The following is a 16,360-nucleotide window of genomic DNA, read 5'->3' on the forward strand; positions in this document are numbered from 1 at the left end:
CGCCTTGCAAGTCAAGACGCCGTTTTTGCTGTCTGTTTAAAAGTTAAATAAATAGCAAACGACGGTTTTTAGGCAAACGATCTATATGGTAAATAGGGTGGGTACTGTCCCACTAAACAGAAATAGTGTAACTGTAATAGGTTCACACGGATGACACACAGACAAGGAGTAGGTTATGTCTGAATTAAAGAAAACGTTGGGTGTGTTCGATATCATCGCATTGGCGTTTGGTGCCATGGTCGGTTGGGGCTGGGTTGTACTGGCGGGTGGTTGGATTATCTCGGCAGGTATATGGGGTGCGGTCAGTGCCTTTTTGATCGGTGGTCTTGTGGTTATCTTGATCGGCGTGGCGTATGCAGAACTGGCGGCATCTATGCCCATCACAGGGGGTGAGCACACATATACACATCGGGCACTGGGGGTGAATGTCTCCTTTATCTGTTCGTGGAGTATTTTGTTTGGTTATTTTTCCGTTGTGGCCTTTGAAGCGGTAGCACTGCCTACTGTTGTCGAATATATCGTTCCCAATTATAGTCAAGGTTATCTTTGGAATGTCGCTGGCTGGGATGTTTATGCCACGTGGGTCGCTGTCGGGATGATCGGTTCAGTGATTGTCACATGGCTCAACATACGCGGTATGGAAGTCAGTGCTTGGTTCCAAAAATTAGCAGTCGTGGGTATTTTCCTCGTGGGTATATTGCTGTTCATTGGTGCCCTGTTGTTCAATCCCGAAACATCCAACTCAGTACAAGCCCCAGCCTTTATTGGTGGTATGGGCGGCATCATGACCGTCATGGTAATGGTACCGTTTTTATTCGTTGGTTTTGACGTGATTCCGCAAGCGGCAGAAGAAATCAACCTAACACGTCCAAATATCGGTAAATTTTTGATTGTGTCTATCATTATCGCTGTACTTTGGTACGTGGCGGTTGCTTGGAGTGTGGGTAAAACTTTACCATTATTACAAGCGCAAGACTCAACGTTGGCTACAGCTGATGCAATGACCAATGCTTGGAATGGTAAATGGGCAGGTACGTTGCTTGTTATCGGCGGTGTACTAGGTATTTTATCAAGCTGGAATGCATTCCTTATCGGTGGTAGTCGCTTATTGTACGCCATGGGTAAAACGCACATGTTGCCGCAGTTTTTATGCAAGCTACATCCTAAGTACAACACCCCAGTCAATGCGATTTTATTGATTGGTGGTTTGGCGACATTAGCACCATTGTTTGGTCGAAAAATGCTTGTGTGGATTGTTGATGCCGGTGGGTTTGGTATCGTTATCGCTTATACTTGCGTAGCACTATCGTTCTTGGTGCTGCGCTACCGTGAGCCTAATATGGTACGTCCGTTTAAAGTACCAGCAGGTAAATTGGTTGGTATTATTACCATTCTGCTCAGTCTTGGTATGCTGGCGCTTTATCTACCGGGTATGCCATCGGCGCTCGTCGCTATTGAGTGGTGGATCTTCCTTGGTTGGACGATTCTAGGTGTTGCGTTGTATGGTTATGCCTCAATGAAAAATCCTGGTAAAAGCAAAGAAATTATGGATCATGAATTGCATGAGCTAAAAATCGCTAATCAGCAATGGTTGAAAGAGAATCCATATAAAAAATAATTTTATTTGTCTGAATAAATTGGTTCAATGTCCCGTCCTAAAATAGATTGATGATTTTTTAGTGAGCCAGATACCCTGAGTATCTGGCTTTTTCGCATTAAGTAGGACATAAATGACTGTCATGAACCTGAGCAGGTGTTCTCATATTCAAACTTAAATGAGGTCTGATATTATTATAGACATAAACAGACTCATCGATAAGCTGTTTAAGCTCACCCATCGTATTGCACTCATACAACAAGAACTCATTCTTCAAGATACCATTAACCCGCTCAGCTAAAGCATTCTGATAACAATCATAGCCATCAGTCATAGACGGTGTGATGTTATTTACTCTAAGCACCTCTTGATACTCTGATGCACAGTATTGAAGACCTCTATCAGAGTGATGAATCGCTTTATGCGTATAACGCCGCTTGTGAGCTGCCATCTTGAGCGCCTTTACCACCTCAGTCGCTGGCATATGATCACTTAAATGATAGCCCAAGATCTGTCTTGAATAAGCATCCGTTACTAACGATAGATAATGCACTCCTTGCTTAGAGGTAACATGAGTGATATCAGCGACCAACATCTGCTCAGGCTGAATAGGTGCTGGTGCATCCTTCGTTAGATTGGGATGCTTTTTCATCCAATGCTTGCTAAAGGTAGTCTTGGTATAGCTACGTTTGGGCTTAACCAGTAGTCTGTGTGCTCTTAGATAATCAAAAAAACCATCACGGCCAATCTTGATACCATGCGCTATCAGCTTAGGTTTAATCAGCCAATATAACTTCCGACCTCCTATGCGTGGCATTAGCATTCGATACGCTTGTACCCAGTCTTTGATGACAGCAAACCTGCTTGCTTTGTCATGCTGCCGGATACGGTGTTGATATACCGCCTGAGGGCTTACGTCAAGTAACCGACATCCTTGGGCTAAACTTATTTGTTTGTCTGTTTTAAGCTGCCAGAGGATGCCGTAGAAGACTTTTTTCTAGCATTTGCTCCGTAGTCGTTTTCAAATACTTCGACGACTTTACTTAAAATAAGGTTATGCGCTTTGGCATCAGCCAGTTCACGTTCTAGACGTTTGATGGTTTGCGCTGGGGTTTCTTTAGATGGCATAGTCTGACTCTTAGGTGGGTGGGTCCAGTCTAATTTACCATGACGTCGCAGCCATACCAATACGGTACTGCGTCCTTGTATGCCATAAATCGCTTGTGCTTGTTTGTAGGTCATGTCGCCTTTTTCTACACTGTCAACGACGGCCAATTTAAAGCCTAGCGTGTAATCTCTTTGCGTACGCTTAGCCCTTGTTGTCTCTAACTTGTCCATGAATAAGATCCTTTTTCGTAAACTTATTTCAGGACGGGACACAATCGTAAAAAAAGCCTAACGTCAAGCGTTAGGCTTTTTTGTTGCTTTCAAAAAGTATGTAAATAGATTGATAGCATAAGAGCGTAAATCAGAGTCATGACAGGAATTTTTAAAGGGTAGCGTTTTTCGTCCTAACTAAAAAACATGAAGTCATAACTCATTGAGCGATACATATCCTTCTTTGTCATCGCCAAAACAGTTTGTCAAAGTGCAAACCTATAAGAAATTACATAATTCAATTTTTTATTTATTGACATTTGTAAACTATAAAGTCAAATTATTCATCTTTATCTACTTTCTTATTGTCATGGAGGACAAATATATGATCAAAAGTGGAGATCAGTTGAAATGTACCAGTGGTAACGATTTTTTTTCGGAAGGATCTATCTATACCGTAGGCAACATTATAAATGAAAAATTTTTCCAAATAAATATTGGTTTAGGTGATGAGCATTGGTATGCAACAAAAGACAGCGAAGGGATATATGTCCGCTTCGATTTAGAAAATCATCTAGTCAATGATGCGTGGTTTGCGCTACTGTAGCATCATTATCTACTGATCCATAAAGGTCACTTAATGCTCGATTTCATCCATTAAAAATACATCGAAGGAACGATGGGTTTTTGTAGATGGGGATTATTTTTACTACACGCATTATGATAGATATAGAGTGATTAAGAGTCTTTCGCCTAAAATCTATGCTCATTGACGATACGGATTTACAAATCCTTATCTTCTTGAACGGTTTCGGCATCTGTGATCGCTTTTGTGGTTTCTGCTACTTTAGGCGTTTCTTGCAGCAGTTTCACATTGGCATTTTTGCGATTGAGATTCAGTGCTCGTTGATCGAATGAAACATCGCTGACCGTAGATTCTCGGGTAGCCTGAGAGGACTTCTTTAAGCGTCTTTTGAGTTTTCGGTCCGCAGCGGCATTGATTTCTGCCTGTTCTTTCGCTATTGCTGCATCGTGAAGCCCTTGATATACGGCGAGCGTCTCTTCAATCATCTCACGCATGGTAAATTTATTGGTCATTTCAGGACGCGTCACGCTCTCTAGCTGGTTTCTCACCGCTTTACACAGCGCATTGGCATTGTATTTTTTTACCAAGCCTTGCGGATAAAGCGGTTGTAAGATTTCACTGAAGGCTGCTTGATCCCAACCAATGACTGGCGTACCTAAATGAATAGCTTGTAGAGCATTGATGCCAATTGATTCAGGCTCATTGGCAAGCGCCATTACAATATTGGCGGCTGACAGCCATTCGCGCATGTCATTGCGTTTTCTGCCCACGTATGTGATACGTTCAGCCAAACCTAACGTATTGGTACGTTGACGAAAGTCTTGGTGGGAGACATCATTTTCTCTATAGTCATCATCCATGATAATGGCGTGGATGTTGGGAAATTGTTCTTGTAAATTACCTAAGATATCAATCAGCCACTCTTGACCGTATTCATGACCAATAATAGTAGGAAACACCAGCCATTTTTTATGCTCAAGTTCAGGATATTCAGCAAAGGTATGTCGGAGCCAGTATACAGAAGGATTGTGCCGATAAGGGTAGCGGCGCGTGTCGACGCCGCGGTAAATGCGCTTGATGGTTTTAGGGTCAGCGTCTTCAAGACGCAAACCTTTCTTTAAGTAATTGGTCACACTATCAGAGACCGTGATAATCGTGTCAACATTCAGTAAAGCTTGTGAGTACTTATTAATAGGATAGAAGCCATACATGGTCGATACCAATTTTGGCATACGCTTGACGCGAGCACGGCGCAGAGCCAAGTGCAGTATCCATGCAGGGGTACGCGAATGTACATGGATGACATCCGGATTGTACTTTTCAATCAATCGTCGTAGCGGGGCAACTTGTAGTAATGATAACCAAGATTTTTTATTCATATGCAACTGATGGTAGAGGTTGCCATCACGTTTGAGACGTCTGACCAAATCATTGTCTTCCTCTGCGCTTGAGACAATGATGGAGGTGTGCCCATTTTTTACCAATGCGCGCCCAAGATGAAAGATACCGCGCTCGGATTCATCATGTTTGAGAGACGACAGTAAGCGCATAATCTTCATAATAGCGTGGGTCACTGGTTAATGATATGAAGCTGCTATTGTCAGTTAAAAATAGTCAAAACTCAACCATCAAGATAAAAGATAAGGTCAAATGGTGAATGGCTAAAAACGACAACAAAAATGTAGTCAAAATCCTCAAAGCCCCTAACGGCTTTTTGTAAGATGCTCAGCGTTGGGTACGACCTGTTTTTCACTTAAGTATTTCCAATAGCGCTGCGGTAAATATTGCTTATGCAACCGTGGGTTCTTACGCTCCTTGATATTGACATTGGTAAAGTAGCCTTGCCAAAATTTTTGATAACGCTGCTCATCATCACTATGAATGCTAGCAGGATTGCGCAGCACCTCATCATCAAGGTCAGTGATGGTTTGCAGTTCTGCAGGCTGGGAGGGTGTGCTGTTACTTTTGTCATAATAAATGCCATAACCGCGTGTCAGATCGTAAATGGCCCAGTGCTGATCTTGGTAACGCTGACGAAAATGCTCACCAATCAGAGGCAAGACATTAAAATCAGGTGCGACACGCGCAAAGTAAATGTCATCAGTGGTGTGCTCAAACCGCACAAATGCTTCCATACGATGCTTTTCACGCCCTACAGATTTTACGGTCTGTACCAATTCAAGCACTTCTAAATTGCCTACATCTTGCATAATTTGACGAGTAGGGTAGTCGATCGCATATTTAATCACATGAAACAAGGTTGTGCCGATATTGTTTTTTTCGGACAAAAATCCCCATAAGACATTGCGCATACCTGAGCGGCCCAAAAGCTTATTTAGCTTTATTAATACGCGCTCCGCTTTGTCTTCATCTTTGTGAACGCTCACTGCTTGAGCAATCAAGGAAGGCGCATAGTCATCTTGAGCGAACAGTTGCAATGTTGGCTCGTGCTGTAATCTGTGTTCGTAGACATAAAAAACAGCACTAAGCCACCCTTCAAAACTTGGCTCATAGAGCACGATACTGGGCGTTAACTGACCGATGGGATAAGAGGCATCGAGAGTAAGTTGCGACATTTTTTATCCTAAAATGACGGTAGGGATATTGTGGCTTATCTTAAAAGAGACATTTTGATAGCGTATTTAAAATACAGAGTATGGTCTCAGGTGCTACTGCAATATTTTTCTTGCTTGCTGTTCGCATAGCGTGACAGAGGCTACAAAAAATATTACCAGTAGCGCTGGCCATATATGGGCTTTAAAATTGAACGTAACTTTAAAACAACACCAGCTGACCGCTACGCTGATCTTTAAACTTGGTCTGAGTTTGTGCCAGTACGTATTGACGAAAGTTATCTCGCGTCAAATGTGCTAAATGCTCGTTTTTACCTGTGGTGGCAATAAAGTATTTGGCACGATTGACCGCGGCGCCCATCTTTTTTAAATGATATAAAGTCAGTTGATTAAACTTACGTGCCTTGATGATTTTTTTGGCCGTCTTAGTACCAATACCCGGAATTCGTACGATCATCTCATAAGTTGCGGTTTGAATATTGACTGGGAAATGCTCACGATGGCGTATTGCCCAAGCCAGTTTTGGATCACAGTCCAAATCTAAGAATGGCGACTCGGGTTCTAGAATCTCATGCGCACCAAACCCATAGAAACGCATTAACCAATCTGCCTGATAGAGACGGTTCTCTCGTACCATTGGCACGGGCGTACCAATCGCTGGCAGACGATTATCAGACAGCATGGGTACGTAACCAGAATAGTAGACACGCTTTAGATCATACGTTTTGTAAAAGTGACTGGATAGTTGAATCACCTGCAAGTCTGTCTCATTACTTGCCCCAACGATCATCTGGCTGGTTTGACCTGCAGGCGTAAATTTCGGTGCTTTTTTATGCGTTTTACGGCTCTCACGAATAGTAATAATCTCTTCTTTTACCGTCTCCATCGGTGCTTTCAATTGCTCATGTGATTTTTCTGGTGCGAGCAAAGCCAGCCCTGACTTGGTGGGGATTTCAATATTCACGCTTAGACGATCGGCGTATAGTCCTGCCTCTAGCAACAACTCTTTTGACGCACCCGGAATGGTTTTTAAGTGAATATAACCGTTAAAACGCTCGCGGGTACGCAATATCTTGGCAACTTCAACCAATCGCTCCATTGTATAATCGCCACTTTTAAAAATACCTGAGCTTAAAAATAGCCCTTCGATGTAATTACGACGATAAAATTGCATGGTCAAATCAACCACTTCTTCCACACTAAAAGCGGCACGTGGCGTGTCATTGCTTTTTCTGGAAGTACAGTAAGCACAATCATAAATACAAAGATTGGTCAAAAGAATCTTTAGCAAACTGACGCAGCGACCATCTTCGGTATAGCTGTGACAAATGCCCGTTGCTGAGGCATCACCAAGTCCGCCACCTTGGTTTTTTCGCGTACCAGCCGAGGAAGAGCAAGAAACATCATATTTAGCAGCGTCCGCTAAAATATTGAGCTTGCCTTGCAATCTTTCATAATTGATGGTTGCCATAAGCAGGTATTCACCGATGAATTCATGAAAGACTATTTTAACAAGATTGACGTTAAGTTATTGTATTTATAGGAAAAGATTAAAAACAACACGACATTTAGTGTCGCTTTTTGAAGTACAGTTTATAAATAGTAAAAGCAGCGCTTTACCAAATGATAAACAGTCGTTATTAAACATTGAAACTTATTGTCAGAGAACAAAAAAAGGCTTTGCCAACTATTCATTTAGCGGACAAAGCCTTTTATACCGAGTATTACTGAGTCATTGCCTAATATTTCAAAGCTGGATTTATCTATTAGATCTTACTGAACTTTGGCGCGTATCACCACGGTTTGAGCAGCATTGGGATTCAGGTTCACTAAGTTCCACTTAAGACCTGAGTAATTTTCTTGAATAACGGTCGTGTTACCGACTTGTTGAATGGTTTGATAGTTACCGCCGCCTGTGGTTGCAAGCGTTGGTATCGAACTATTCAATGATACCAGTTGCACGCCGCTTGGTAGAGATACCATCGCATTGATATCGTTGACTGGCTGGGCTGTGGTATTGGTATAAGTGGTGTGGTATTCGATAATGTCGCCGGGCGCTATGTGATTGGCAGGGACTGCGACGTCACGTCCAGCACTGTTTTTTAGGATCTTCATCACCTTGGTTTGAGCATTAACGATATCAGGCGTACTAAATGTCGGGGTAAGTTGTAGAGCATCTAATGACGTTGTGGTTATCTGGCTGGTCACGGGTAGCTGCGTCGCTGTTGTGACAGGCGTTACTTGTGTCACGGTACTGACGGGCGTAGTGATAACGTCCACGTTGGAGACAGTATTGGTCACTTGGTTGCTGACAGGCACGCTGGTAACCGTGGTGCTACCTTGAGTCACAACCGTGCTGTTATTGCCAGCTTGACGGACAACATATCGCGGAACCGTTGTCACTTGAGTGACGGCATAAGGCATACCATCCTGCATGGTAATACCATTTGGTGTCGCAGTGATGGTTGCCGTCTTACCGTCTGAGTATTGTTCAACGACAGTCGTACTACCACCAGCAGGCGAGCTAATGGCGATTTCAGGCGCAGCATGTGCCACTGATACCGTCAGTACGGCACCCGCCATAATGGCCGAGACCACTGTGGTTAATGATGTATCAAAATTTATGCTCATAAAAGGCTCCTTTAAAATAACGGTAAATGAAACAGCAATAAATAATGTATAGACAAGAAAAACCCTTGTTAAATGACACAACAGAGTATGCCAAATAACAAGGGTTTCGGTACTGACGATAGTCAATATTAACTATCAAGCCATCATTATTTTCGATTAGAAGTTATACCAAATGGCATAAACATCCATACTCAAGCAATTATGCGCCAAAACAAATTAAGTAGAAAAGCAGCATTGTGTAACTGCTATTTTATAAATAATGACGGTCTAAATGATGTTATTTGCCTATTAGCTAGATGAGCTGCTGTTTCGTCCGCTTTAATATAGAGCTTCTATCAAAGCATGTTTTTATAAAGGCACGATAAGCACAAAATCAATCGTAGATGACTTTCATCACTTCGTATTCAACCACACCTTTAGGGGTTTCGATACGTACTTCATCACCTTCAAACTTACCGATAAGGCCACGAGCAATTGGTGAGTTGACTGAGATTTTGCCAGCTTTGAAGTCGGCTTCATCGTCACCAACGATTTTGTACTGTTTTTCTTCTTCAGTGTCCATGTTTTCGATCACGACGCTGACGCCAAACACGATACGACCTTCTTTTGGTAACGTTGAAGGATCGATAACCTGAGCACCACCAAGTTTTGCTTCGATATCACGAATACGTGCTTCACAAAAGCCTTGTTGCTCACGAGCAGCATGATATTCAGCGTTTTCTTTTAAATCGCCGTGTTCACGGGCCTCAGCAATGGAAGCTGTGATGCGTGGACGGTCGACACTTTTTAACTGTTTTAATTCGGCTTCTAAAGCCGCATGTCCTTGCGGAGTCATGGGATAACGTTGCATGTTTTTTCCTTAAACCAATAACACCACACCACCTCATAAGGAGATGGTGTCAATGTTGTTGCAATGAGTATGAAATATAAAAAGAGTGGGGTTCAGATGGTGTCATCAGTAAACGGGCTATTATGTATTAGCACATTTACTCCTAGTACCAAGCAAACTGACAGTACCAAGCACACTGAACCTTACGTAATAAAAAGCATAGTCGCAGTTCAGCCACTATGCTTTTGTAGGTTTGACTCTTTAAAGATATTGTTTTTTTAACGTACGATTGTCACAGAATAATCAATAACAAGTCTTGGCTAAGCTTTTGTATAAGCTTAGCGGTTATGCTTAATCTACTGAAATTATTCAGTCACGTCAATAGTCTTTGCTTGTCCATGTAAATCTTGCAGCTTATAGACTTCAAATGGCAAGTCAATCGCATAAGATTTACAAACTGCATCTGCTGCACCTAACGTGGTGACATAAAAGACTTTACCTTGTAAGGCACTACGACGAATAGAGAATGAATCCTCTTGCGCCTGCTTACCTTCAGTCGTATTGATAATAAGGTCAATCTTACCGTTTTTCAAGGCATCAACGATATGAGGGCGGCCTTCAGTAACTTTGTTGATTTGCTTACACTCAATACCAGCATCGCTCAGTACCTTTTGCGTTCCTGTGGTCGATACGATATTGAAACCGAAGTCTACAAGTTGACGAGCGATAGGAGCGATTTGTGCTTTATCGCTATCACGAACTGAGATAAAGACGGTCTTATTTTCGCCTTCAGTAGGCAGACCTGGCAAGCGCTCATTACTACCGATGATGGCTTTGTAAAATGCTTCGCCAAAAGTCTTGCCTACGCCCATGACTTCACCCGTTGATTTCATCTCAGGACTCAAGATTGGATCGACACCAGGGAACTTAGCAAATGGGAATACCGCTTCTTTAACCGCGTAAAATGAAGGAACGATTTCAGTGGTAAAGCCTTGGTCTTTCAGTGACGTACCAGCCATACAGCGAGCGGCGATTTGTGCTAATGACGTACCAATACACTTAGAGACAAACGGGACAGTACGGGCAGCACGAGGGTTCACTTCTAAGATATAAACCGTTTCACCTTTGACCGCGAACTGAACGTTCATGAGGCCAACCACGCCAAGCTCCTTTGCCATAGCCACGGTTTGTGCACGCATGACATCACACAGCTCATCTGATAGTGAGTATGGCGGTAGTGAGCAAGCTGAGTCACCAGAGTGGACACCTGCCTGTTCGATATGCTGCATGATACCGCCAATCACGACATCTGTACCGTCACATACACAGTCCACATCGACTTCGATGGCATCGTCCAAGAAGCGATCTAACAATACGGGCGCTTCGTTTGACGCTTGTACGGCGGTACGTAGATAGTGTCTTAGTTCATCTTCGTTATAGACGATTTCCATCGCGCGACCACCAAGGACATACGATGGACGTACAACCAGTGGATAGCCCACATCTTTTGCTTTAACCAATCCATCTTCTAAGCTGGTGGCTAGAGCGTTTGATGGTTGCACTAAGTTCAATTGCTGAATCATGTGCTGGAAGCGCTCACGGTCTTCAGCGCGATCAATCGCATCAGGGCTAGTGCCGATGATTTTTACGCCCGCAGATTCTAAAGCGCGTGCTAGTTTCAAAGGCGTTTGACCACCGAACTGGACAATCACACCATCTGGATTTTCGATACGGACGATCTCTAGCACGTCCTCTAATGTGATTGGCTCAAAGTATAGACGGTCAGAAGTGTCATAATCGGTCGAAACCGTTTCAGGGTTACAGTTGACCATGATGGTCTCGTAACCGTCTTCACGCATGGCAAGCGCTGCATGGACACAGCAGTAATCAAACTCAATACCTTGACCGATACGGTTAGGGCCGCCACCGATAACCATGATTTTTTTCTTGTCAGTTGGGTTGGCTTCACATTCGCTATCGTAGGTTGAGTACATATAAGCGGTGCTGGTGGCAAACTCTGCGGCGCACGTATCAACACGTTTATACACTGGATAGACGTTTAAATCCCAACGCTTTTTACGTAGTTGCTTTTGTGACACGCCAAGCAATTTAGCCAAACGCAAATCTGACAAACCTTTACGCTTAAAGCTGCGTAGATTTTTCTCGTTCAATCCACCAAAGCCTAAGGATTTCACGGTTGCTTCGGTTTTAACGATGTCTTCGATCTGAACCAAGAACCATGGGTCAATCTTAGTGAATTTAAACACCTCGTCGACGCTCATACCAACGCGAAAAGCATCCGCAATATAGTAAATACGATCAGGGGTTGGAATCGTTAGGCGGTTGATAATCTCGCTACGAGCCTTATCAGCACTGACTTTTGATAAGTCGATTTGCTCGTCAAAACCATCTGCGCCTGTTTCCATACCGCGTAAGGCTTTTTGCATCGACTCTTGAAAGTTACGACCAATCGCCATCACTTCGCCGACCGATTTCATCTGAGTCGATAGGATGTTGTCCGCTTGTGGGAATTTTTCAAAGTTAAAACGAGGAATCTTGGTCACGACATAATCAAGTGCAGGTTCAAAACTTGCTGGCGTTTTGCCGCCTGTGATGTCGTTTTGCAATTCATCTAGCGTATAGCCAATCGCCAGTTTTGCTGCGATTTTGGCAATCGGGAAACCAGTGGCTTTCGACGCTAGGGCAGACGAGCGTGATACGCGTGGGTTCATCTCAATGACGACCATACGGCCCGTATCAGGGTTGATACCGAACTGTACGTTTGAGCCGCCTGTTTCTACACCGATCTCACGCAGTACTGCCAAAGAGGCATTACGCATGATTTGGTACTCTTTGTCAGTTAGAGTTTGTGCTGGAGCAACGGTGATTGAGTCACCTGTGTGCACGCCCATAGGGTCAAAGTTTTCGATGGCACAGATGATGATGCAGTTGTCGTTTTTGTCACGGACCACTTCCATCTCGTACTCTTTCCAACCGATTAGTGATTCATCGATGAGTAGCTGATGGTTTGGTGATAGATCAAAACCGCGCTCGCAAATCTCGATAAACTCGTCACGATTGTACGCGATACCGCCGCCTGAACCGCCCATGGTGAATGACGGACGAATGATACAGGGATAGCTCATCTTTTCTTGAGTAGCAAAGGCTTCTTCCATGGTCTCAGCGGTTTCAGCGCGTGGGCACTCAAGACCGATGCGTTTCATCGCTTTGTCAAATAAGTCGCGATCTTCTGCCATCTCGATTGAGTCTTTGGTCGCGCCAATCAGCTCGCAGTTGTACTTGGTTAGTACACCATGCTTGTCTAGGTCTAATGCACAGTTGAGCGCAGTCTGTCCGCCCATGGTTGGCAAGATCGCATCGGGGCGCTCTTTGGCAATGATTTGCTCAACCGTCTGCCACGTGATCGGCTCGATATAGGTGGCATCTGCCATGACAGGGTCAGTCATAATGGTCGCAGGGTTTGAGTTGACCAAGATGACGCGGTAACCTTCTTCTTTTAGTGCTTTACACGCCTGTGCGCCTGAGTAGTCAAACTCACACGCTTGGCCGATAACGATGGGGCCTGCGCCAATGATAAGAATGCTTTTTATGTCGGTACGTTTTGGCATAGTTAGAGCTACCTTCGTTTGATGATATTTTAAGTAATCTTTATTTTTAATAACACTTATGGCGTTTTATACTTACAATGCTTTGTTACAGTACAGCTCAAACCGCTTTTAGCGATTCAAGCATTGACTTATTATCAAGTTATAACGACCATTTAAGCTTGGGCAGTTTTAGCCGCTTCCATCATCTCTGCAAACTTATCAAACAATGGCGCGCAGTCATGTGGGCCAGGGCTGGCTTCTGGGTGACCTTGGAAGCTAAAGATAGGCTTATTGGTCAGCTCAATACCTTGGTTGGTACCATCGAATAGTGAGCGATGTGTAGATTTGACATTGTCAGGTAGCGTGTCTTCATCAACGGCAAAGCCATGGTTTTGACTGGTAATCATCACTGTGCCAGTTGCCAAGTCTTGTACGGGATGGTTGGCACCATGATGGCCCGTTTTCATCTTGATAGTATTGGCACCGCTGGCAAGACCAATCAGCTGATGACCTAAACAAATACCAAACGTTGGTACATCAGTCTCTTCGATAATGTGGCGTACGGCGTCGATCGCGTAATCACAAGCAGCAGGATCGCCAGGGCCGTTTGATAAGAAAATACCATCTGGGTTCATCGCGAGCACGTCTGCGATAGGCGTTTGTGCTGGGACAACAGTCACGTGACAACCACGGTCTACAAGCATGCGTAGGATATTGGTTTTGCTACCAAAGTCATAAGCGACGACATTATATTTAGAGTCGATATGAGTACCAAGCTGTTTAAAAAAGCCGCCAGTACCGCTGTCATGGCTACCCTCTACATCACGGTTGAGTAGGGTATCTGATAAATCCCACGTACCTGCAGTCCACTCAAAGCTGTCTTTGGTACAGCATTCTTTTGCCAAGTCCATACCTTCTAAACCAGCAAATTCTTGTGCCAGTTTGATGGCATGTTGCTCGTCTTCTGATGTGATTGTCTCACCGTTTGAGGCAGTCATGATACAACCGTTCTGAGCACCTTTTTCGCGTAGTAGGCGAGTCAATTGGCGTGTGTCGATTTCAGCGATAGCGACCGTATCATTGCGCTCTAGATAATCAGCAAGCGATTCAGAATTACGGAAATTTGAGGTAACCATGGTCGCGTCACGAATGATAAGACCGTCAGCCCACACTTGATGACCATTACCAGATTCAGTGTCTTCGCTATTGGTACCAGTGTTGCCGATGTGCGGATAGGTGAGGGTCACCAATTGACGTGCATAACTTGGGTCAGTCAGGATTTCTTGATACCCTGTCATGGCTGTATTAAATACCACCTCACCGACGCGATGACCAAGACTGCCGATACTCACACCGCGAAAAATTGTACCGTCTGCTAGTGCCAAAATTGCTTGTATTTCTGCCGATGAATTCAAGGGTTGCCTCCGCTATTATGTGTGAGTGCCATGATATTTTGCATCCAAAAATGGGATGAAAAAGCTTCTTAATTGCTTATTTATTATTGCCAAATAAGCGTAAAAAAAGCTTCAAACCCAAATTTTTTCCACAAAAAAGCGAGAAGACATTATTGATGAAAACTACAAATCCCACTAGATAGTGAATAGGTAACTTGCATCATGTCCGCTCGCTTAGGCACAGATTTTGCGCATTATATACAATATATGTACAAATAGCCAGTCGATTTTATAATCTACGCGATAAACATAAATCTTGTAACTATGTTAAATATAAGATAAAGCGTTATTTGTGAGGGAGTACTAGAGTAAAATGGCTTTGATGCCGACTTATCAGTCAGTCATTGCTTATAAAACCATTCATATGGAATAGACAAACAGTTATCTGGGCTAAAATAGCCTAAGCATAGGAAATATACTCTTTATATAACTACTGTCTTTATAATAAGTGTTAAGATTCTAGCGACATTAATAGGACTGGATTTTAATGAATGGCTTTGCCACAATAGGCAGCGTTGTTTGCCATATTAATATAGTCGCAATAGCTGATACGACTATCAGTCGATTTTTTGAAATACAATCAACGATAACCACTAGTATTCGTCATTCGAGACAATTGCAAAAAACAATAAATATAACAAGGAGTCGTTATGATTTATCAATATTTAGATAAAGTGCCTGAATTTGCAGTGCCATTTAACGGCTGGGTAGCAGATTCAGCACAAGTGATGGGCGATGTATATTTGGGACATCAAGCCAGTGTTTGGTTTGGTGCAGTGCTGCGCGGTGACAATGAACGTATTCATATCGGTGATTATAGCAATGTGCAAGAAAATAGTGTGATTCATACTGATGCTGGTATTGAAGTAAAAATTGGCAATTACGTCACTATTGGTCATTTGGCCATGCTACATGGCTGTGAGGTTGGGGATAATAGCTTAATCGGTATAGGTGCAGTCGTATTGAATAAGGCCAAAATTGGTAAAAACTGTCTCATTGGTGCCAAGGCGTTGGTTACAGAAGGCCAAGAGATTCCAGACAATTCATTAGTTATGGGCGCACCTGCAAAAGTAGTAAAAACACTAACCGATGAGCAAGCGGCCATGCTCAAATTATCAGCAATGCACTATGCGGAGCGTTGTCAAAAATTTAAAACTGGTTTAAAAGAAATTGCTGTGCCAGATTAAATGGTCATGCTAAGTAAGCAGTAGCCTTTAAGTCATAAGCATCATAATCAGCCAGATGATGGCAAAAATGATAATACCAATGATAAGTCCGCGAAAAACATCATGGCGTACGGAATAATCGTTTAGGTAAGCGTTATTATTAGTAGACTCGTCGATATTTAGGGCATTGACGCTTTCAGCACCAGCAGATTTGCCAACGATGAGTCCCATTATAGCCCCAAGTATCAGCATAAAAGGGGTAAATAACCAAAAAATCTCACCGTTACCAATACCGAATATTGAGCGGATGATTACAATAGCCATATCGATCAGTAAGCCGCCAAATCCATACATCAAACCGTTCAAAAGTGCATGAGTTAGGCGTTCTGAGAATGATTGATGGCTAGTGCCTGATTGACGCTGTCTAATTTCTCTGATCGAGCGTGCAGGGCGCCGGGGTCTATTTGAGGTGTTGGTTTTAGGATTTGGCGATTTCATAGGATTCCCAGTCTTTTTATTAAACATGCTAGATAAAATAAATTACCATGCTTTTATTTAGGGCATCGTAGTGTTATCGAAATTTTACTGACCAAATTTTC

12 protein-coding genes are annotated in these 16,360 nt (G+C 43.2%); 3 read left to right on the forward strand and 9 right to left on the reverse strand.

What is annotated here, in order from left to right:
• The first annotated feature begins 175 nt into the window (after nucleotides 1-175).
• Nucleotides 176-1,618, forward strand: coding sequence for an APC family permease (locus tag CIK80_RS12750; RefSeq protein ID WP_095570277.1), 1,443 nt, complete (start codon nucleotides 176-178; stop codon nucleotides 1,616-1,618).
• A 97-nt stretch (nucleotides 1,619-1,715) separates the two neighbouring features.
• Here the strand turns inward: CIK80_RS12750 and CIK80_RS12755 are convergent.
• A protein-coding gene (locus CIK80_RS12755; RefSeq protein WP_095570278.1) for an IS3 family transposase occupies nucleotides 1,716-2,935 on the reverse strand; the annotation gives its coding sequence in 2 pieces (ribosomal slippage) (nucleotides 1,716-2,587 and nucleotides 2,587-2,935; 1,221 coding nt in all).
• Between the two features lie 364 nt (nucleotides 2,936-3,299).
• Here CIK80_RS12755 and CIK80_RS12760 point away from each other — a divergent pair.
• Nucleotides 3,300-3,521: a hypothetical protein gene (locus CIK80_RS12760; protein ID WP_062844917.1), complete on the forward strand. Its 222-nt coding sequence runs from the start codon at nucleotides 3,300-3,302 to the stop codon at nucleotides 3,519-3,521.
• Nucleotides 3,522-3,697: 176 nt separating this feature from the next.
• Here the strand turns inward: CIK80_RS12760 and CIK80_RS12765 are convergent, their stop codons facing one another.
• The 7 genes from CIK80_RS12765 to carA all read right to left on the reverse strand — a co-directional run bounded on the left by CIK80_RS12765 (nucleotide 3,698) and on the right by carA (nucleotide 14,556).
• The gene (locus CIK80_RS12765; RefSeq protein ID WP_095570279.1) at nucleotides 3,698-5,059 is read right to left on the reverse strand and encodes a glycosyltransferase; all 1,362 of its coding nucleotides are present in this window, start codon (nucleotides 5,057-5,059) and stop codon (nucleotides 3,698-3,700) included.
• A gap of 144 nt (nucleotides 5,060-5,203) precedes the next feature.
• Complete coding sequence (locus CIK80_RS12770) at nucleotides 5,204-6,076, reverse strand: TIGR03915 family putative DNA repair protein (protein WP_095570280.1); 873 nt, start codon at nucleotides 6,074-6,076, stop codon at nucleotides 5,204-5,206.
• Nucleotides 6,077-6,275: 199 nt separating this feature from the next.
• Nucleotides 6,276-7,544, reverse strand: coding sequence for a putative DNA modification/repair radical SAM protein (locus tag CIK80_RS12775; RefSeq protein WP_095570281.1), 1,269 nt, complete (start codon nucleotides 7,542-7,544; stop codon nucleotides 6,276-6,278).
• Between the two features lie 302 nt (nucleotides 7,545-7,846).
• Nucleotides 7,847-8,704: a hypothetical protein gene (locus tag CIK80_RS12780; protein WP_095570282.1), complete on the reverse strand. Its 858-nt coding sequence runs from the start codon at nucleotides 8,702-8,704 to the stop codon at nucleotides 7,847-7,849.
• A gap of 373 nt (nucleotides 8,705-9,077) precedes the next feature.
• Complete coding sequence (gene greA / locus CIK80_RS12785) at nucleotides 9,078-9,554, reverse strand: transcription elongation factor GreA (RefSeq protein WP_057760725.1); 477 nt, start codon at nucleotides 9,552-9,554, stop codon at nucleotides 9,078-9,080.
• A gap of 344 nt (nucleotides 9,555-9,898) precedes the next feature.
• Nucleotides 9,899-13,162 (reverse strand): carbamoyl-phosphate synthase large subunit, encoded by a 3,264-nt coding sequence (carB, locus tag CIK80_RS12790; RefSeq protein WP_095570283.1) that lies wholly within the window; start codon nucleotides 13,160-13,162, stop codon nucleotides 9,899-9,901.
• 152 nt (nucleotides 13,163-13,314) lie between these two features.
• The gene (carA, locus tag CIK80_RS12795; protein WP_095570284.1) at nucleotides 13,315-14,556 is read right to left on the reverse strand and encodes a glutamine-hydrolyzing carbamoyl-phosphate synthase small subunit; all 1,242 of its coding nucleotides are present in this window, start codon (nucleotides 14,554-14,556) and stop codon (nucleotides 13,315-13,317) included.
• 689 nt (nucleotides 14,557-15,245) lie between these two features.
• Between carA and CIK80_RS12800 the strand changes: the two genes are divergently transcribed.
• Nucleotides 15,246-15,782, forward strand: a complete 537-nt coding sequence (locus CIK80_RS12800) for a gamma carbonic anhydrase family protein (RefSeq protein ID WP_062844910.1) — start codon at nucleotides 15,246-15,248, stop codon at nucleotides 15,780-15,782.
• Nucleotides 15,783-15,809: 27 nt separating this feature from the next.
• Here CIK80_RS12800 and CIK80_RS12805 read toward each other — a convergent pair whose 3' ends face one another.
• Nucleotides 15,810-16,259, reverse strand: coding sequence for a hypothetical protein (locus tag CIK80_RS12805; RefSeq protein ID WP_095570285.1), 450 nt, complete (start codon nucleotides 16,257-16,259; stop codon nucleotides 15,810-15,812).
• Between the last annotated feature and the right edge of the window lie 101 nt (nucleotides 16,260-16,360).

Source organism: Psychrobacter sp. JB193, assembly GCF_002285555.1.
Taxonomy (GTDB): Bacteria; Pseudomonadota; Gammaproteobacteria; order Pseudomonadales; family Moraxellaceae; genus Psychrobacter; species Psychrobacter alimentarius.